Here is an 18214-nt window from a genome sequence, read left to right as displayed (position 1 = left end):
TGCCCTTCTTGATCGTATTTTACATCACCAACTGTAAACATGTCTGATCCTGAAAGAATATGAGTGGTTTTATACATAATCTAGTTGACATTTATAATGGGGCGGTGTCTTTTATATTTGTACGAATGTAAATTGCAGGGATTAACAATCTTGCGGGGCACCTAACCTTAGGTTTTCTCTCTCTCGTGGTCCACGACACGCTCTTGCGGGACACCTCACCTCAGGTTTTCTCTCTCTCGTGGTCCGCGAGGCGTTCTTGCGGGACACCTCACCTCAGGTTTTCTCTCTCTCGTGATCCGCGAGCCTAGAATTATACCAGTATTAAGAATAAAACGCATATTTGTTTAAAGGTTGCAAAGTTAGCTTTCTATCTAGCACATTGCGGATAACTCTCTTTGAATTGATTCCACACCACTCCCTCATCCGACGGTTTGTCACCTTCTCGTTTGGAAACAGAAACATAAACTCATCCACTGCACGCTCGATAGCAAGTGACTTTTCTTCTCTATGTCCGCAAGTTGCACACGTTACGTACCTGCCCAGTGATATCGGATATAATTTACAACACTCGGGACAGACTAGTCCCTTGTCTAACTTGTCATACGTGTAATCTGGAGCTGAAATTATCGTCTTTGTGTTTTCATGAATTTCAATTAACTTGTTTCCAAGCTCTAATTCCTGATTTGTTATTTGTGCTGGCATTGCAAGTTTTTGAAGTAATTTAGGAAGTTGTGGATACATGGTAATGGGAGTATTTTTCGGAGCTCCATACAGTATAAATGTAGGATTGATAAAGATTAAATGGGGTTCCACGTGATAGGTAAGTCGGTGTTGCTGTAGTAATCGTTTAAATTGCGAGGTGGTTTTTCGAAGTTGATTGATTGGATTATTTATCTCTTGCTGAGACCCAGAGAACCAGATTTCTCCTTCAATGTAATACTCGTTCTCTAGGTTTTTCACCTCAAACAGATGAATCGTATTTCTCTGTATAAACAGGGAATCAATTTGAAAAACAGAATTCAAATGCTCAAGCAGTAAATCAGGCAAAACTACTGCATTCTCTGCAACCGGATTAATCCAATCATCGAATTGTTTCTCTCCTTCAAACCCCTTTCGATATGCACGGTATGTCCTTCCTTCTTCCTCCGTCAGTTCTCTTCTAGCATATAGCGATGATGCAAACTTAAGATTTCGTGGAATACCCCTCTGTTTTAAAATCAATATACACCACTCCTCTTTTTTGAGTATACGCATGGTAGATTCGATACACAAAAAGCAATTTCCTTTATTTTAGAAAGTACTTTTATTTATTAGTTGGTTACTTCCCAGTCTCTTTGTGACCTGCAAGGCACTCTTGCAGGTCACCTAACTCTGAATTTCCGGTCTCTCGTGTCCCACGACACGCTCTTGTGGGACACCTAACCTCTCTTTTTCTTTCTCTCGTGCCCCGCGACACGCTCTTGTGGGACACCTAATCCCACTTTTCCCTTCTCTCCTGCTCCGCAACATGCTCTTGCGGGACACTTAAACTCAACCTTCACTCTCTACTGCCTCACGAGACGATCATGCGGAACAACTAATAAACCTGAACCTAAAAAACCCTCACTCAGAGTAATCTCTAAGTGAGGGTTTATGCAACAAGCTGCGGATATAAGGCTAAATGCCTTACATCATGCCGCCCATTCCACCCATGCCGCCCATGTCAGGCATTGCAGGAGCGTTTGGCTCTGGCTTGTCAGCTACTACAGCTTCTGTAGTTAGGAACATAGCCGCTACGGATGCTGCGTTTTGAAGTGCGGAACGAGTTACTTTTGTTGGGTCTACGATACCAGACTCAAGCATGTTTACCCACTCGCCAGTTGCAGCGTTGAAGCCTGTGCCAACTGCTTCGTGTTTTAGGCGCTCAACAACAACAGATCCTTCTAGACCAGCGTTGATTGCGATTTGACGAACTGGCTCTTCAAGTGCGCGCAATACGATGTTCACACCTGTTGCCTCGTCGCCAGTAGCTTCGATAGAAGCAACTTTGTTGTATACGTTCATAAGCGCAGTACCACCACCTGCAACGATACCTTCTTCAACCGCTGCACGAGTAGAGTTCAATGCGTCTTCGATGCGAAGCTTGCGCTCTTTTAGTTCTGTTTCAGTCGCAGCACCAACTTTAATTACCGCTACGCCGCCAGCTAATTTCGCAAGGCGCTCTTGTAATTTTTCACGATCAAATTCAGAAGTTGTTTCTTCTAATTGAGAACGGATTTGGTTAATGCGAGCTTCAATTGCATCAGCGCTTCCAGCACCTTCAACAATTGTTGTGTTTTCTTTTGTAACCACGATCTTAGCAGCGCGGCCAAGAGAGTTAAGAGTTGCAGATTTTAGGTCACGGCCAAGCTCTTCTGTAATCACTTCGCCACCTGTAAGAGCTGCGATATCTTCAAGCATTGCTTTACGACGGTCACCGAAGCCTGGTGCTTTAACAGCAACTACGTTGAATGTACCGCGAAGCTTGTTCACTACTAGTGTAGCTAATGCTTCACCTTCTACATCCTCAGCAATGATTAATAGAGGGCGGCCTTGTTGTACCACTTGCTCTAGTACTGGAAGGATTTCTTGAATGCTTGCAACCTTCTTATCTGTGATAAGAACGTATGCATTGTCAAGAACTGCTTCCATTTTGTCAGAGTTTGTAATCATATATGGAGATGCATATCCACGATCGAATTGCATACCTTCTACAACGTCAAGCTCAGTTGTGAAGCCTTTGGATTCTTCTAGTGTGATAACACCATCGTTACCAACACGCTCCATTGCTTCTGCAATCAATTGACCTACTTCTTCGTCAGCCGCAGAGATTGCTGCTACTTGTGCGATAGAAGCTTTGCCTTCAATTGGCTTAGAGATTGCTTTTAATTCTTCCACAGCTGCTACTACAGCTTTTTCGATACCTTTGCGAAGACCCATTGGGTTTGCGCCAGCTGTTACGTTTTTCAAGCCTTCACGAATCATTGCTTGTGCAAGTACAGTTGCAGTTGTTGTACCATCACCAGCTACATCGTTTGTTTTGCTAGCAACTTCTGCAACAAGCTTTGCGCCCATGTTTTCGAATGCATCTTCAAGTTCGATTTCTTTTGCAATTGTGACACCGTCATTTGTAATAAGAGGAGAACCAAACTTCTTCTCTAGTACAACATTACGTCCTTTAGGACCAAGTGTAACCTTTACTGCATTTGCAAGAGTATCTACCCCGCGAAGCATTGCACGACGAGCATCTTCACTGAACTTAATATCCTTTGCCATGTTTCATTACCTCCCTGGTTTTTTGGTATTTATAAATTAGCCTACGATAGCCAAAATGTCACTTTCACGTAAGATTAAGTATTCGGAACCTTCGTATTTTACTTCTGTACCGGAATACTTTGAGAAGATAATACGGTCACCCACAGCTACTTCTAAAGCTACGCGCTCTCCATTTTCAAGCACGCGTCCTGTGCCAACTGCCACTACCTTGCCTTCTTGCGGCTTTTCCTTTGCAGTGTCCGGTAAAACGATACCGCTTGCAGTTTTTTCTTCTGCTTGAACAAGCTCAATTACAACGCGATCACCTAATGGCTTTAGCATGAAAATAACCTCCTCAATTCATATGTAGATTCTGATTATTAGCACTCGATATCATTGAGTGCTAATACACTTATTATAATAATGAATCTGATTTTGTTTTGCAAGTAAAAACATACAATTTTTTTCACACGACCAGCTGTTATTTCTTTTTTAATAGAAGCGTGTAAAGTCCCGTTCCCCCTAACAACTTATATTGCCCGTTCTTCTCTTCCATTTAAAAACACGTGCTGTATTTTGAACCCGTTATAGTATATCCAAAACCATTCGAGACATTCTTTTCGTTATTTTTTTAGCTGCTGTGTTACAATAAAATACATACCACACGTTCATTTCTCTAAAAAAAGCAAATGTCCTTTTAAAACGAGCAAATTTAAGAAAGAAAAGGAGACATAATCATTGAAGAAACGTTATTGGTGGGTTATTTTTACATATGTACTTATGCAATTTTCAAGTATTGTCGGTATTCCCCTTTTGGAAATGACTGGTCAATATGACCGCTACACAGGTAATACAAAGCTACAAATGCTTGTCGGACACTGGGGTATTATTAGCTTTGCGGTAGCTTTACTTATTATTGTTTTACTCGTAAAAAATGATCCTGACTTCCCGCGTCATGAAAAGGCGGCACCCGGGAAAACCTTTATGTGGATGGTCTTGGGCGTATTTTTGGCTTATACCGCACAGATTGTGGCGGCAACTATTGAGATGAACTTATTAGGAATTGAGCCCGGTTCAGATAACACAAAGGCTCTGGTCGAAATTGCCGAGCTAACACCTTGGTTTATTATTGTTACATCCATTATTGCACCGATTTTAGAAGAGATTGTTTTTAGAAAGATACTCTTTGGTGCACTCTATAAACGATTTAACTTTTTTATCGCAGCAATTATCAGCTCGCTCATATTCGCTGCCGTGCATGGGGAGTTTTCTCACCTATTAATTTATACAGCGATGGGATTGGTATTTGCCTTCTTGTACGCACATACGAAGCGCATTATCGTACCGATTGCGGCGCACGTGATGATGAATACAATTGTAGTATTGATTAATATTGTGTTTAAGGACAATTTAGAGCGCATTATGCGCGAAGCAGAGAAGATGCAATTTATTTTTGGAGGATTTTAAAAGATGCAACGATCACCTTTGTTTATGGCAACTTTGTACTTTATATTAGGCAGCATCTTTACATATTTAGCTGTTACAAGCGTACAAGATACAATTTGGAACTTTTACACACTATTACTTGTGGCAATGGCTACATTTGACTTTGGCCTTGCTCTTCGGCTAGTTATTTATATGAGCCGCAAAAAATAAAAGCTCTGCGCACTACGCGCGGAGCTTTTATTTTGGATAGTTCTTCAAAAAGTAAACGAGCGTTTGCAGCTCTACGGCTAAATCAATATGATGAATGCGGATATGTGCCGGTACATCAATACGTGCTGGTGTAAAATTTAGAATACCTTCAATGCCTGTCTTGGCAAGCCTGTCAGCAACAGATTGCGCGACTCCTGCAGGAACTGTTAGAATAGCCACTTTGACGTTATCAGGCAGCTTTGTCTCGAGATGATCTAAATGATAGACAGGAATTTCACCAATTTGTTTGCCGACTTTATTTTCATCCACATCGAACGCAATTTCAATTTTTGTGTTATTGTTCTTTGTAAAGTTATAATGTAAGAAAGCGGTTCCTAAATTTCCTACCCCGATTAAGGCTACACGCGTGATATCCTCTTGATCTAATGTTTGGCTAAAGAAAGAAAGAAGATAGTTTACGTTATACCCATATCCTTTTTTCCCGAGTGCACCAAAGTAGGAAAAGTCTCTTCGAATCGTAGCCGAATCTACTTTTACAGCTTCACTAAGCTCAGCAGATGAAACGCGTTGCTTTCCTGATAGAGATAAGTTTTTAATGAAGCGATAATATAATGGCAGCCGCTTGGCAGTTGCATGCGGGATTTTAGGTTGGTCCATTATTTGCACCCCTTTTCTATTTATATGAATCAAGATGGGCTACAATCCTATTGATTGAGAAGTTTCCCTGTATAATGAGATATAGGTATCCAATGCAGTATGGTAGACTATATCTGATATGCATATCGAGACACCCATGCATGTTAATAGAGCCTTTCTCTACAACATTTGCTGTTTCTATTTATATTGTATAGAACGCACTATAACTATTTTAACTATACACTATCTTCGACATAGTTGAAAAATATAAGTTTCCAGAAAATTTGAGGTGAGATGGAATGATTTTATTACAGGTAAACGGATTAACAAAGTCATTTGGTGCGGACATTGTTTTATCTAATATCAAGCTCGAGGTACAATCGCGAGAGCGCGTCGCTTTGGTAGGACGAAATGGTGCGGGCAAATCAACTTTATTAAAGATTATTGCAGGTGAAATGTCATATACCAGCGGCGAAATTATTAAATCAAAAGATGTGACAATTGGATATTTAGCACAAAATACCGGCCTAGAAACGTCGGCTACAATAGGAGAAGAAATGCGTACTGTATTTGCGCATCTGCAGTATATGGAACAATCTCTCCGAAAGCTAGAGCAGCTGATGGGCCAGGAAGAAATTTTTACAGATACCGTCCGCTATGAAAAACTGTTGGCTGAGTATGATCGGTTGCAGCAAGATTATAAAGATCAAGGCGGTTATCAATACGAAGCCGATATTCGCTCTATTTTAACAGGACTTGGCTTTCCTCAGGAAACACATAGCATCAGCATCTCAACGTTGAGCGGTGGGCAAAAAACACGCCTTGCACTCGGTAAAATGTTATTAACAAAGCCTGATCTTCTCATTTTGGACGAGCCGACCAATCATTTGGATATTGAAACACTTTCTTGGCTTGAGCAATATCTCCAAGGCTACCCAGGTGCAATTTTAATCGTTTCACATGACCGTTACTTCTTAGATCGTATCGTCACACAAGTATATGAAATCTCTAACACACAAAGCAAACGGTACGTAGGAAATTACAGCAAATACTTAGAACAAAAAGCGGCTTGGTACGAGTCTGAAATGAAACGTTTTGAAAAGCAGCAAGATGAGATTGCCAAACTGCAAGACTTCGTGCAGCGAAATATTGCCAGGGCCTCTACTACAAAGCGCGCCCAAAGTCGACGAAAGCAACTAGAACGAATGGAAGTATTAGATAAGCCTCTGGGCGATGAAAAATCTGCTTCTTTCCACTTTGACATTGAACGCCAGAGCGGCAATGATGTGCTGCAAGTAAAAGATGTAGCGGTTGGTTACAATGGAAACACGGTGATTCAAAATATTACCTTGCTGCTTACACGAGGAGACAGCGCCGCTTTAGTAGGTCCAAATGGAATCGGGAAGTCAACACTTCTAAAAGCACTCACACAAAAGCTTGATCCTATCAGCGGGACTATTTCCTATGGATCTAATGTATCCATCGGCTATTATGATCAGCAACAGGCTGAGCTTACTTCCTCTAAGCGTGTCCTAGATGAGCTATGGGATGAGTTTCCACTGCAGCCGGAAAAGGAAATACGTACTGTACTAGGGAACTTCTTGTTTTCAGGGGACGATGTGTTAAAGCCGGTAGCCTCATTAAGCGGCGGGCAAAAGGCTCGCCTCGCATTGGCAAAGCTCATGATGAAAAAGTGCAACGTTCTAATTCTTGACGAACCGACCAACCACCTTGATTTAAGCAGCAAAGAAATATTAGAAAATGCACTTGTGGATTATCCAGGGACTATTTTATTCGTTTCGCATGATCGTTATTTTATTAATCGAATTGCAACTAAGATTATTGAATTGTCACCTATCGGAGCTGTTGAATATTTAGGGGATTATGATTATTATGTGGATAAAAAGGCTGAGGCCCTAGAACGCGCTCGTTTACAGCAAGAGGTAGCATACACACCTTCAGCTGAACAACCTGTAGAAAAAACTTCTTATCAGGAAGATAAAGAACGTAAAAAGCTAGAACGGCAAAAAGCTAGAAGACTTGAAGAGCTGGAAGAGCTCATCATGAACTTAGAAGAGAAAATTGCAGAACTAGAAGAGTTGCTCTGCTTACCAGAGGTATACCAGGATTACGAAAAGGTACAGCAGATTAATACAGATAAGGAAGTTATGCAAACACAACTAGAAGCAGCCATGACGGAATGGGAGCAACTGCAAATATAATATAGTCCGCTTTTGCTAATGAATACTTATTGATTGGAATACCGGTTGAGACTCCTGTAAAACGCTTTAGCGGCGCCATCATACAAAAAGTCAGTGTTAATAACACTGACTTTTTCACATTACTCACAGATTTATACACATAATACAAGTAGATATTGCGCCTAAAAACAGACTTTTCCACATTATCCACAAAAGTATTCACATATAAATTTAAGATTTATCCCATATGAATTGTAATTTTATTCACAACAAATTACAATTTATCAACAAAACACACAACTTATACACAGTTTTTCCACAGGTTTTACTGTGCTTCTAAATCTAGCCCTGGCTGTGCATTTAATGACATCGTTGCTCGTTTCCCCTTCTCATAAGCAATTGTACCTGCAGCAGCAATCATCGCGGCATTATCTGTACATAAGGATAACGGTGGAATTACAAGCTCTATCGGCTCGGCAGTAAACGCTTCCTCTAACGCATTTCGAAGTCCTTTATTGGCCGCAACGCCTCCTGCAAGAAGAACCTGTTTTACTTCATATTGTTTTGCCGCACGCAGGGTTTTTGTTACTAATACATCTACAACACTTGCCTGAAAGCTTGCTGCGAGCGTTTCCGGCGCGATAGTCTCGCCGCGCTGCGCCGCGTTATGCACAGTGTTGATAACTGCTGATTTTAATCCACTAAAACTAAAATCGTATGAGTCTGGCTCGAGCCATGCGCGTGGTAAATCAAGAGTTGGCTCTCCTTCATGTGCAAGACGATCAATATGAGGACCGCCCGGATATGGGAGAGATAATGTTCTTGCTACTTTATCGTACGCTTCTCCTGCCGCATCATCACGCGTTTCACCAATTACTTCAAATGAGCCGTGTTTTTCCATATACACAAGCTCTGTATGACCGCCTGAAACCACCAAGGAAAGTAAAGGAAATTTCATCTCTTGCACGAGGCGGTTCGCGTAGATATGTCCCGCAATATGATGAACACCCACAAGCGGAATATCATGTGCAAACGCAATTGCCTTGGCTGCTTGTACACCAATTAACAGCGCTCCTACTAAACCAGGACCTTCCGTTACAGCAATGGCGCTTAAGTCAGCAAGTGTTACACCAGCCTGTTCTAGTGCTTCCTCTAAGACAATCGTAATTTGCTCTACATGATGACGTGACGCAATTTCAGGAACAACCCCTCCAAAGCGCTTATGACTTTCAATTTGAGATGATACAATGTTAGATATAATTTCTGTTCCGTTTTTTACGATAGCCACTGCTGTTTCATCGCAGCTTGTTTCAATACCCATTACCAATATGTCTTTTTTCATAAATTCACCCACATTACAAGAGCATCCTCATAGTTATCAGTGTAATATCGCTTTCGAATACCACCATTTAAAAAGCCGAGTTTACGATATAAATTTTGTGCAGCTTCATTGGATACCCTAACCTCCAGGGTCATAGTTTTCGCTCCCCTTAGACGCGCTTGATTCATACAGTATGTTAATAGCTGTTCACCAAGCTTACGGCCGCGACAGGAGGGATGAATCGCAATATTAGTAATATGAGATTCATCTACAATCAGCCACATCCCGCAGTATCCAATGACTTCATTTGCTTCTTCTGCAACGATGTAATATGCATACTCATTTGCTATTAGTTCTCTTTCAAAAGCTTCAGGAGTCCACGGAATTGCAAAGGAAAGATTCTCAATAGCAGCCACTGCCGGTATGTCATTCAGCTCCATATTTCGAAACGTTACCACCTTGTTCATGTTCATACCCTCTATTTATTTTGATTTGCAAGCCATGTTGCCTCTGCTTCTGCGAGACGAAGATAGTTTGGTACAAATGTATGCACATCTGCTTCTTCTGCATGTAAACCAAGTAGTCCTAGCTCTGATGGGCGTGGATTGTGCAGTGTGCTCCCAGCAAATACAGCACGATCTCCCAAAGCAGCTTGAATGGTTTCTCGATGTAAGTTCACATCATTACCAATAAATAAAACACGCTTATCCGTTTCTTGTATAGCAGTTAACCAATCCTGAATCAGTATTAATCGATCTTGTTTTACAGTTTGTAATGTTTGTCCATATGTATACAGTCCTGTAAATACCTGCTGCCTTCTTGCATCAAACAAGGGGCAAATATAACCGTCAAAACCTCGCCCATTTGCCGCTAACACTGCTAAGCTAGAAACGCCGGAAAGTGGAATCTGAAGCGACCATGCCAATGTTTTGGCGGTAGTTACCCCGATTCTTACACCTGTATATGAACCAGGACCTTGTGCTACAACAATCTTATTTAAATCCTTAGCCTTTACATCACATTGCTGTAGTAGCATTTCGATGCTCGGCATCAAGCGCACAGCATGGTTTTTCTTAATATTTGTTATACATTCACCTACTACAACTTCTCCATCTAATAGGCTAACACCCAATGTGTAGTTAGACGTATCAATTGCTAATACTTTCATTGCTTAAAAGCTCCTCACATAATCTAGTATAGCGCTCTCCTACAGGCTCAAAAACAATATGTCTTTCGTCGTTGCCTTGATGAAATAAACTTACCTTTAAATAAGCTTCCGGAAGAAATTCTTGAATTAAGTGTGCCCATTCTACCACCGTAACGCCGTCTCCGTAAAAATAATCATCAAAGCCTAAGTCTTCTCCGCTTTCATGTAATCTATATACATCCATATGGTAAAGAGGAAGACGTCCTTTGTATTCTTTTATAATCGTAAAGGTAGGGCTGTTGACGACACGTTTTACGTCTAGTCCTTTAGCAAGCCCTTTTGTAAAAGTTGTTTTACCTGCACCTAAGTCTCCTTCTAGAAGCAAAACAGCTTGCGGGTTAAGCAGCTTGCCTAGAGACGCTGCAATATGCATAGTTTGCTCTGATGAGGCTGTATGCCATTGATAGGCTGACATGATATCACCACCACTTTATGTAATAATTATAGTATGCCCGTTTATCTGAACTTCTCCACTTACTCATTGGGGGACATCCTTCACATTCCTTGAAGATGGAGGTTCGCCTACTTGAGATAAAAGAGTTGAGACACTTTATTATATACGGTACACGAAATCCATGCACAAAAAAACCTTAGGATACACTCCTAAGGGTTCATTTTAAAATATGGCGGTCCCGACCGGGATCGAACCGGCGATCTCCTGCGTGACAGGCAGGCATGTTAACCGCTACACCACGGGACCTTGGTTGCGGGGACAGGATTTGAACCTGCGACCTTCGGGTTATGAGCCCGACGAGCTACCGGACTGCTCCACCCCGCGACGATAAAAAACCTTATATAAGGTATGCCTAGCGACGTCCTACTCTCACAGGGACAAGGTCCCAACTACCCTCGGCGCAAAAGAGCTTAACTTCCGTGTTCGGTATGGGAACGGGTGTGACCTCTTTGCCATCATCACTAGACATATGAAGGCATGTTCCTTCAAAACTGGATAACATAGTGTATATTGGTTAAGTCCTCGATCGATTAGTATCAGTCAGCTCCACACGTCGCCGCGCTTCCACCTCTGACCTATCAACCTGATCATCTTTCAGGGATCTTACTAGCTTGACGCTATGGGAAATCTCATCTTGAGGGGGGCTTCATGCTTAGATGCTTTCAGCACTTATCCCGTCCGCACATAGCTACCCAGCGATGCCCTTGGCAGAACAACTGGTACACCAGCGGTGCGTCCATCCCGGTCCTCTCGTACTAAGGACAGCTCCTCTCAAATTTCCTGCGCCCGCGACGGATAGGGACCGAACTGTCTCACGACGTTCTGAACCCAGCTCGCGTACCGCTTTAATGGGCGAACAGCCCAACCCTTGGGACCGACTACAGCCCCAGGATGCGATGAGCCGACATCGAGGTGCCAAACCTCCCCGTCGATGTGGACTCTTGGGGGAGATAAGCCTGTTATCCCCGGGGTAGCTTTTATCCGTTGAGCGATGGCCCTTCCATGCGGAACCACCGGATCACTAAGCCCGACTTTCGTCCCTGCTCGACTTGTAGGTCTCGCAGTCAAGCTCCCTTATGCCTTTACACTCTTCGAATGATTTCCAACCATTCTGAGGGAACCTTTGGGCGCCTCCGTTACATTTTAGGAGGCGACCGCCCCAGTCAAACTGCCCACCTGACACTGTCTCCCGCCCAGATAGAGGGGCGCGGGTTAGAACTTCAATACAGCCAGGGTAGTATCCCACCGACGCCTCCACCGAAGCTGGCGCTCCGGGTTCATAGGCTCCTACCTATCCTGTACAAGCTGTACCAAAATTCAATATCAGGCTACAGTAAAGCTCCACGGGGTCTTTCCGTCCTGTCGCGGGTAACCTGCATCTTCACAGGTACTATAATTTCACCGAGTCTCTGGTTGAGACAGTGCCCAAATCGTTACACCTTTCGTGCGGGTCGGAACTTACCCGACAAGGAATTTCGCTACCTTAGGACCGTTATAGTTACGGCCGCCGTTTACTGGGGCTTCGGTTCAAAGCTTCGCTTGCGCTAACCTCTCCCCTTAACCTTCCAGCACCGGGCAGGTGTCAGCCCCTATACTTCGCCTTGCGGCTTCGCAGAGACCTGTGTTTTTGCTAAACAGTCGCTTGGGCCTTTTCACTGCGGCTCTCGCTAGAGAGCACCCCTTCTCCCGAAGTTACGGGGTCATTTTGCCGAGTTCCTTAACCAGAGTTCTCTCGCACACCTTAGGATTCTCTCCTCGCCTACCTGTGTCGGTTTGCGGTACAGGCACCTTTTACCTCGCTAGAAGCTTTTCTTGGCAGTGTGGAATCAGAGAGTTCGCCCATACGGGCTTCCCCATCACAGCTCAGCCTTACGATGAGCGGATTTGCCTACTCATCAGCCTAACTGCTTAGACGCACGCGACCAGCGGTGCGCATCTCCTATCCTCCTGCGTCCCTCCATTGCTCAAACGGTAAAGAGGTGGTACAGGAATATCAACCTGTTGTCCATCGCCTACGCCTGTCGGCCTCGGCTTAGGTCCTGACTAACCCTGAGCGGACGAGCCTTCCTCAGGAAACCTTAGGCATACGGTGGATGGGATTCTCACCCATCTTTCGCTACTCATACCGGCATTCTCACTTCTAAGCGCTCCACCAGTCCTTACGGTCTGACTTCACAGCCCTTAGAACGCTCCCCTACCACTGATACCTTTGGTATCAATCTGCAGCTTCGGTAGTATGTTTAGCCCCGGTACATTTTCGGCGCAGAGTCACTCGACTAGTGAGCTATTACGCACTCTTTAAATGGTGGCTGCTTCTAAGCCAACATCCTAGTTGTCTAAGCAACTCCACATCCTTTTCCACTTAACATACATTTTGGGACCTTAGCTGGCAGTCTGGGCTGTTTCCCTTTTGACCACGGATCTTATCACTCGTAGTCTGACTCCCAAGGAATAAGTCATTGGCATTCGGAGTTTGACTGAATTCGGTAACCCGAGGGGGGCCCCTAGTCCAATCAGTGCTCTACCTCCAAGACTCTCACACTTGAGGCTAGCCCTAAAGCTATTTCGGGAGAACCAGCTATCTCCAGGTTCGATTGGAATTTCTCCGCTACCCACACCTCATCCCCGCACTTTTCAACGTGCGTGGGTTCGGGCCTCCATTCAGTGTTACCTGAACTTCACCCTGGACATGGGTAGATCACCTGGTTTCGGGTCTACGACCACGTACTATGTCGCCCTATTCAGACTCGCTTTCGCTGCGGCTCCGTCTTATCAACTTAACCTTGCACGGGATCGTAACTCGCCGGTTCATTCTACAAAAGGCACGCCATCACCCGTAAATGGGCTCTGACTACTTGTAGGCACACGGTTTCAGGATCTCTTTCACTCCCCTTCCGGGGTGCTTTTCACCTTTCCCTCACGGTACTGGTTCACTATCGGTCACTAGGGAGTATTTAGCCTTGGGAGATGGTCCTCCCGGATTCCGACGGAATTTCACGTGTTCCGCCGTACTCAGGATCCGCTCAAGAGGGAACGAAGTTTCAACTACAGGGTTGTTACCTTCTATGACAGGCCTTTCCAGACCGTTTCGTCTACCTCGTTCCTTTGTAACTCCGTATAGAGCGTCCTACAACCCCAAGAGGCAAGCCTCTTGGTTTGGGCTAATTCCGTTTCGCTCGCCGCTACTTGGGAAATCGCATTTGCTTTCTCTTCCTCCAGGTACTTAGATGTTTCAGTTCCCTGGGTCTGCCTTCCTTACCCTATGTATTCAGATAAGGATACCATTCCATTACGAATGGTGAGTTTCCTCATTCGGAGATCTCCGGATCATAGCTTACTTACAGCTCCCGAAGCATTTCGGTGTTAGTCCCGTCCTTCATCGGCTCCTAGTGCCAAGGCATCCACCGTGCGCCCTTTCTAACTTAACCATTAAAAAGTTTACACTTTTTGAATTACACTTGTATTGTTATCCAGTTTTCAAGGTACATGTTTGAGAGATAGTTCTCTCAAAACTGAACGAAGTTGTCAAAACGTATTCATACAATGAACAGCGTTCATTGATGTCTCCATAGAAAGGAGGTGATCCAGCCGCACCTTCCGATACGGCTACCTTGTTACGACTTCACCCCAATCATCTGTCCCACCTTAGGCGGCTGGCTCCTTACGGTTACCCCACCGACTTCGGGTGTTACAAACTCTCGTGGTGTGACGGGCGGTGTGTACAAGGCCCGGGAACGTATTCACCGCGGCATGCTGATCCGCGATTACTAGCGATTCCGGCTTCATGCAGGCGAGTTGCAGCCTGCAATCCGAACTGAGAACAATTTTATGGGATTCGCTCCACCTCGCGGTCTCGCAACCCTTTGTATTGTCCATTGTAGCACGTGTGTAGCCCAGGTCATAAGGGGCATGATGATTTGACGTCATCCCCACCTTCCTCCGGTTTGTCACCGGCAGTCACCTTAGAGTGCCCAACTGAATGCTGGCAACTAAGATCAAGGGTTGCGCTCGTTGCGGGACTTAACCCAACATCTCACGACACGAGCTGACGACAACCATGCACCACCTGTCACTCTGTCCCCGAAGGGAAAGCCCTATCTCTAGGGTTGTCAGAGGATGTCAAGACCTGGTAAGGTTCTTCGCGTTGCTTCGAATTAAACCACATGCTCCACCGCTTGTGCGGGCCCCCGTCAATTCCTTTGAGTTTCAGCCTTGCGGCCGTACTCCCCAGGCGGAGTGCTTAATGCGTTAACTTCAGCACTAAAGGGCGGAAACCCTCTAACACTTAGCACTCATCGTTTACGGCGTGGACTACCAGGGTATCTAATCCTGTTTGCTCCCCACGCTTTCGCGCCTCAGCGTCAGTTACAGACCAAAGAGCCGCCTTCGCCACTGGTGTTCCTCCACATCTCTACGCATTTCACCGCTACACGTGGAATTCCGCTCTTCTCTTCTGCACTCAAGTCTCCCAGTTTCCAATGACCCTCCACGGTTGAGCCGTGGGCTTTCACATCAGACTTAAAAGACCGCCTGCGCGCGCTTTACGCCCAATAATTCCGGATAACGCTCGCCACCTACGTATTACCGCGGCTGCTGGCACGTAGTTAGCCGTGGCTTTCTAATCAGGTACCGTCAAGGTACGAGCAGTTACTCTCGTACTTGTTCTTCCCTGACAACAGAGTTTTACGACCCGAAAGCCTTCATCACTCACGCGGCGTTGCTCGGTCAGGCTTTCGCCCATTGCCGAAGATTCCCTACTGCTGCCTCCCGTAGGAGTCTGGGCCGTGTCTCAGTCCCAGTGTGGCCGATCACCCTCTCAGGTCGGCTACGCATCGTCGCCTTGGTGAGCCGTTACCTCACCAACTAGCTAATGCGACGCGGGTCCATCTGTAAGTGATAGCCGAAACCATCTTTCCATTTTAAACCATGCGGTTCAAAAAATTATCCGGTATTAGCTTCGGTTTCCCGAAGTTATCCCAGTCTTACAGGCAGGTTACCCACGTGTTACTCACCCGTCCGCCGCTAACCTCCGAAGAGGTCCGCTCGACTTGCATGTATTAGGCACGCCGCCAGCGTTCATCCTGAGCCAGGATCAAACTCTCCATAAAAGTGTTTGTCTAGCTAAAATAAATGTTGACGTTTTGTACTTCGTTCAGTTTTCAAAGAACTAAAGCGGGTGATGGGAATCGAACCCACGCTATCAGCTTGGAAGGCTGAAGTTCTACCATTAAACTACACCCGCATGGTCGGGAAGACAGGATTTGAACCTGCGACCCCCTGGTCCCAAACCAGGTGCTCTACCAAGCTGAGCCACTTCCCGTAAAACGCGCCCGAAAGGATTCGAACCCATAACCTTCTGATCCGTAGTCAGATGCTCTATCCAATTGAGCTACGGGCGCACATTATTGAGTTTGTCGTTTTTGGCGACTTGATTAATATATCATACATTCCACATTGAATCAAGTACTTTTTTCAAAAACTTTTAAGTGCGGCCGAGAGGACTTGAACCTCCACGGGATTGCTCCCACTAGGCCCTCAACCTAGCGCGTCTGCCGTTCCGCCACGACCGCATAAAATGGTGCGGATGAAGGGACTCGAACCCCCACGCCGAAGGCGCCAGATCCTAAGTCTGGTGCGTCTGCCAATTCCGCCACATCCGCAAAATGTGAGCCATGAAGGACTCGAACCTTCGACCCTCTGATTAAAAGTCAGATGCTCTACCGACTGAGCTAATGGCTCATAATAATGAAAGCATTCGTTACAGGCTTATAGCTTTGAAAACGACACCCTCATCTCAGAAAGCTGAGTCAAGTAGCGGCTCGATGAGTGCGCTGTAGCTATACTACGAAGCGTATTCGTTCGTGCTCTACCGACTGAGCTAATGGCTCATAATAATGGCTGGGCTAGCTGGATTCGAACCAACGAATGACGGAGTCAAAGTCCGTTGCCTTACCGCTTGGCGATAGCCCATCGAAAAGTTTTTGTAAATATACTTCAAATCTGCTACTAAAGCAATATCACGAGATGATTTTGTTTGTTTCAGCTTTTGTTCTTTCGACTAGCTACATGAAAAACAACTATAAATCATCGACCATCTTATTTATGTTAGGATGCTTCTAAAACAGATAAGGGATAGTATACCACTCTAAACAATAAAAAACAACTGCTTGACGGCAGTAGTTTAAATGGCGGTCCCGACCGGGATCGAACCGGCGATCTCCTGCGTGACAGGCAGGCATGTTAACCGCTACACCACGGGACCTTAAATGGTGGAGGATGACGGGATCGAACCGCCGACCCTCTGCTTGTAAGGCAGATGCTCTCCCAGCTGAGCTAATCCTCCATATGACCCGTACGGGATTCGAACCCGTGTTACCGCCGTGAAAGGGCGGTGTCTTAACCACTTGACCAACGGGCCATGGCAGAGAAGAAGGGATTCGAACCCTCGCACCGCTATCGCGATCTACTCCCTTAGCAGGGGAGCCCCTTGAGCCACTTGGGTACTTCTCTGTATGGCTCCGCAAGTAGGATTCGAACCTACGACCTATCGGTTAACAGCCGATTGCTCTACCGCTGAGCTATTGCGGAATAATCAATTAGATACGCAACATTACTTCTTATAACAGCCGATCGTCCTGACCTCAGGAAGTCGATGCAAGAAGCCGCTCGGTCAGTACGCTGATGAATACGCAAGGAAGCATATTCGTTCGTGCTCTACCGCTGAGCTATTGCGGAATAAATTTGAGTGTCCTTACTAGGTGACACGTTTATAATATACTGAATTTAAACCTAACTGTCAACACCTTTTTATACACTTATGAGCCTACCTTTACATTTACCACACACATAACGCATTGTGTCCACTTTTCGTTTTCTTTGGTACCGCAAACGACAAGAGCTGCACTCGTATGTGTATAGCTTTTGCGTTCTGCCCACAGTCTTCCTAGGTATAGTTTTGCAAAACCGAGGTGCCCCTACTTGCTTCATTAACTTACGAAAGTCAGCGTCTCTATGCTTGTACCCCTTCCCCTCTAGATGAAGGTGATAATGACATAGCTCATGTTTAATAACTGCTATTAACTCCTCTTTTCCAAAAGCTTCGTAATAATGAGGGTTTAACTCGATGTTATGTGTTTGCAGCAAATACCTTCCACCTGTCGTTTTTAAACGTTTATTAAAAACAGCTCGGTGTTGAAATGGCTTCTGAAAATAACGAAGCGAAATGTCTTCTGTTACCTTCTGTAGCTGTAATTCATCCAAATCACATTCGTCCTTTCACTCCGCATTTGTCACGTGCATACACTATTTGTAATTATCGTATACCGACAAAGGAGGATTTGTCCATGCCGACTTGGATGAAAAAACAGATTCAGCGAGCGTACTATGAGAAAAATCGCTATCAAATTAAGCTGCTCAATGAGTGTTGGTTTTATTATAAAAGACTAAAAAAGGAGGGCCTGTAATTG

The 18214-nt window shown here is 44.8% G+C and carries 13 protein-coding genes, 14 tRNA genes and 3 rRNA genes; 4 read left to right on the top strand and 26 right to left on the bottom strand.

Annotated features, from left to right (window positions below; translation table 11 throughout):
- Positions 1–321: 321 nt before the first annotated feature.
- The 3 genes from MUG87_RS13855 to groES all read right to left on the bottom strand — a co-directional run bounded on the left by MUG87_RS13855 (position 322) and on the right by groES (position 3615).
- Positions 322–1221: a nuclease-related domain-containing protein gene (locus MUG87_RS13855; protein ID WP_247082879.1), complete on the bottom strand. Its 900-nt coding sequence runs from the start codon at positions 1219–1221 to the stop codon at positions 322–324.
- 444 nt (positions 1222–1665) lie between these two features.
- On the bottom strand, positions 1666–3294 hold the full coding sequence (gene groL / locus MUG87_RS13850) for a chaperonin GroEL (protein ID WP_247082877.1): 1629 nt from the start codon (positions 3292–3294) through the stop codon (positions 1666–1668).
- A gap of 36 nt (positions 3295–3330) precedes the next feature.
- On the bottom strand, positions 3331–3615 hold the full coding sequence (gene groES / locus MUG87_RS13845; protein WP_124565998.1) for a co-chaperone GroES: 285 nt from the start codon (positions 3613–3615) through the stop codon (positions 3331–3333).
- A gap of 396 nt (positions 3616–4011) precedes the next feature.
- Between groES and MUG87_RS13840 the strand changes: the two genes are divergently transcribed.
- The gene (locus tag MUG87_RS13840; RefSeq protein ID WP_247082875.1) at positions 4012–4740 is read left to right on the top strand and encodes a CPBP family intramembrane glutamic endopeptidase; all 729 of its coding nucleotides are present in this window, start codon (positions 4012–4014) and stop codon (positions 4738–4740) included.
- 3 nt (positions 4741–4743) lie between these two features.
- Positions 4744–4929 (top strand): YdiK family protein, encoded by a 186-nt coding sequence (locus tag MUG87_RS13835; protein ID WP_124565996.1) that lies wholly within the window; start codon positions 4744–4746, stop codon positions 4927–4929.
- Between the two features lie 27 nt (positions 4930–4956).
- Here MUG87_RS13835 and MUG87_RS13830 read toward each other — a convergent pair whose 3' ends face one another.
- A complete protein-coding gene (locus MUG87_RS13830; protein ID WP_247082873.1) occupies positions 4957–5586 on the bottom strand; it encodes a redox-sensing transcriptional repressor Rex in 630 nt (209 codons plus the stop codon).
- Between the two features lie 278 nt (positions 5587–5864).
- Here MUG87_RS13830 and MUG87_RS13825 point away from each other — a divergent pair, with 278 nt between their 5' ends.
- The gene (locus tag MUG87_RS13825) at positions 5865–7787 is read left to right on the top strand and encodes an ABC-F family ATP-binding cassette domain-containing protein (protein ID WP_247082871.1); all 1923 of its coding nucleotides are present in this window, start codon (positions 5865–5867) and stop codon (positions 7785–7787) included.
- Positions 7788–8091: 304 nt separating this feature from the next.
- Here MUG87_RS13825 and tsaD read toward each other — a convergent pair whose 3' ends face one another.
- The 22 genes from tsaD to MUG87_RS13715 all read right to left on the bottom strand — a co-directional run bounded on the left by tsaD (position 8092) and on the right by MUG87_RS13715 (position 18008).
- On the bottom strand, positions 8092–9108 hold the full coding sequence (gene tsaD, locus MUG87_RS13820) for a tRNA (adenosine(37)-N6)-threonylcarbamoyltransferase complex transferase subunit TsaD (protein WP_247082869.1): 1017 nt from the start codon (positions 9106–9108) through the stop codon (positions 8092–8094).
- Entirely contained in the window at positions 9105–9554 is a 450-nt protein-coding gene (rimI, locus tag MUG87_RS13815; protein ID WP_247082867.1) for a ribosomal protein S18-alanine N-acetyltransferase, read from the bottom strand. The genes tsaD and rimI overlap by 4 nt, the downstream gene beginning before the upstream one ends.
- 11 nt (positions 9555–9565) lie before the next feature.
- Positions 9566–10255, bottom strand: a complete 690-nt coding sequence (gene tsaB, locus MUG87_RS13810; RefSeq protein ID WP_247082866.1) for a tRNA (adenosine(37)-N6)-threonylcarbamoyltransferase complex dimerization subunit type 1 TsaB — start codon at positions 10253–10255, stop codon at positions 9566–9568.
- On the bottom strand, positions 10236–10709 hold the full coding sequence (tsaE, locus tag MUG87_RS13805) for a tRNA (adenosine(37)-N6)-threonylcarbamoyltransferase complex ATPase subunit type 1 TsaE (protein WP_247082865.1): 474 nt from the start codon (positions 10707–10709) through the stop codon (positions 10236–10238). Before tsaE ends, tsaB begins: the two co-directional genes overlap by 20 nt.
- A 209-nt stretch (positions 10710–10918) precedes the next feature.
- A tRNA-Asp gene (locus MUG87_RS13800) sits at positions 10919–10994 on the bottom strand.
- 1 nt (position 10995) lies between these two features.
- A tRNA-Met gene (locus tag MUG87_RS13795) sits at positions 10996–11072 on the bottom strand.
- A gap of 26 nt (positions 11073–11098) precedes the next feature.
- A 5S ribosomal RNA gene (gene rrf, locus MUG87_RS13790) occupies positions 11099–11214 on the bottom strand.
- A gap of 44 nt (positions 11215–11258) precedes the next feature.
- A 23S ribosomal RNA gene (locus tag MUG87_RS13785) occupies positions 11259–14176 on the bottom strand.
- A gap of 144 nt (positions 14177–14320) precedes the next feature.
- Positions 14321–15856 (bottom strand): 16S ribosomal RNA (locus MUG87_RS13780).
- Together the 16S, 23S and 5S rRNA genes with 14 tRNA genes alongside form the textbook arrangement of a ribosomal RNA operon.
- Positions 15857–15919: 63 nt before the next feature.
- Positions 15920–15990: transfer RNA gene (locus tag MUG87_RS13775), tRNA-Gly, on the bottom strand.
- Between the two features lies 1 nt (position 15991).
- A tRNA-Pro gene (locus MUG87_RS13770) sits at positions 15992–16068 on the bottom strand.
- Positions 16069–16073: 5 nt separating this feature from the next.
- Positions 16074–16147: transfer RNA gene (locus MUG87_RS13765), tRNA-Arg, on the bottom strand.
- Positions 16148–16235: 88 nt separating this feature from the next.
- Positions 16236–16318 (bottom strand) — tRNA-Leu (locus MUG87_RS13760).
- A gap of 6 nt (positions 16319–16324) precedes the next feature.
- Positions 16325–16408, bottom strand: a tRNA-Leu gene (locus MUG87_RS13755).
- A 6-nt stretch (positions 16409–16414) separates the two neighbouring features.
- Positions 16415–16487 (bottom strand) — tRNA-Lys (locus MUG87_RS13750).
- A gap of 156 nt (positions 16488–16643) precedes the next feature.
- Positions 16644–16718 (bottom strand) — tRNA-Gln (locus MUG87_RS13745).
- Between the two features lie 216 nt (positions 16719–16934).
- A tRNA-Asp gene (locus MUG87_RS13740) sits at positions 16935–17010 on the bottom strand.
- A gap of 5 nt (positions 17011–17015) precedes the next feature.
- A tRNA-Val gene (locus MUG87_RS13735) sits at positions 17016–17091 on the bottom strand.
- Positions 17092–17094: 3 nt separating this feature from the next.
- A tRNA-Glu gene (locus tag MUG87_RS13730) sits at positions 17095–17166 on the bottom strand.
- Between the two features lies 1 nt (position 17167).
- Positions 17168–17258: transfer RNA gene (locus MUG87_RS13725), tRNA-Ser, on the bottom strand.
- A 3-nt stretch (positions 17259–17261) separates the two neighbouring features.
- Positions 17262–17336, bottom strand: a tRNA-Asn gene (locus MUG87_RS13720).
- Between the two features lie 219 nt (positions 17337–17555).
- On the bottom strand, positions 17556–18008 hold the full coding sequence (locus tag MUG87_RS13715) for a SprT family protein (RefSeq protein ID WP_247082864.1): 453 nt from the start codon (positions 18006–18008) through the stop codon (positions 17556–17558).
- A gap of 83 nt (positions 18009–18091) precedes the next feature.
- On the opposite strand from MUG87_RS13715, the gene cmpA reads away from it, so the two are divergent.
- Positions 18092–18211, top strand: coding sequence for a cortex morphogenetic protein CmpA (cmpA, locus tag MUG87_RS13710; protein ID WP_247082863.1), 120 nt, complete (start codon positions 18092–18094; stop codon positions 18209–18211).
- Positions 18212–18214 lie beyond the last annotated feature (3 nt).

This window comes from Ectobacillus sp. JY-23 (assembly GCF_023022965.1).
Classification (GTDB): Bacteria; Bacillota; Bacilli; order Bacillales; family Bacillaceae_G; genus Ectobacillus.
The sequence above is the reverse complement of the archived record's forward strand: the minus strand, read 5'-3'. Positions and strand labels throughout refer to the sequence as shown.

Bases quoted from the DNA above. Each gene is read 5' to 3' on its own strand.
- MUG87_RS13830 (WP_247082873.1), bottom strand. From the start codon at position 5,586: ATGGACCAACCTAAAATCCCGCATGCAACTGCCAAGCGGCTGCCATTA.
- tsaE (WP_247082865.1), bottom strand. From the start codon at position 10,709: ATGTCAGCCTATCAATGGCATACAGCCTCATCAGAGCAAACTATGCAT.
- tsaB (WP_247082866.1), bottom strand. From the start codon at position 10,255: ATGAAAGTATTAGCAATTGATACGTCTAACTACACATTGGGTGTTAGC.
- MUG87_RS13825 (WP_247082871.1), top strand. From the start codon at position 5,865: ATGATTTTATTACAGGTAAACGGATTAACAAAGTCATTTGGTGCGGAC.
- groL (WP_247082877.1), bottom strand. From the start codon at position 3,294: ATGGCAAAGGATATTAAGTTCAGTGAAGATGCTCGTCGTGCAATGCTT.
- tsaD (WP_247082869.1), bottom strand. From the start codon at position 9,108: ATGAAAAAAGACATATTGGTAATGGGTATTGAAACAAGCTGCGATGAA.
- groES (WP_124565998.1), bottom strand. From the start codon at position 3,615: ATGCTAAAGCCATTAGGTGATCGCGTTGTAATTGAGCTTGTTCAAGCA.
- cmpA (WP_247082863.1), top strand. From the start codon at position 18,092: ATGCCGACTTGGATGAAAAAACAGATTCAGCGAGCGTACTATGAGAAA.
- rimI (WP_247082867.1), bottom strand. From the start codon at position 9,554: ATGAACAAGGTGGTAACGTTTCGAAATATGGAGCTGAATGACATACCG.
- MUG87_RS13835 (WP_124565996.1), top strand. From the start codon at position 4,744: ATGCAACGATCACCTTTGTTTATGGCAACTTTGTACTTTATATTAGGC.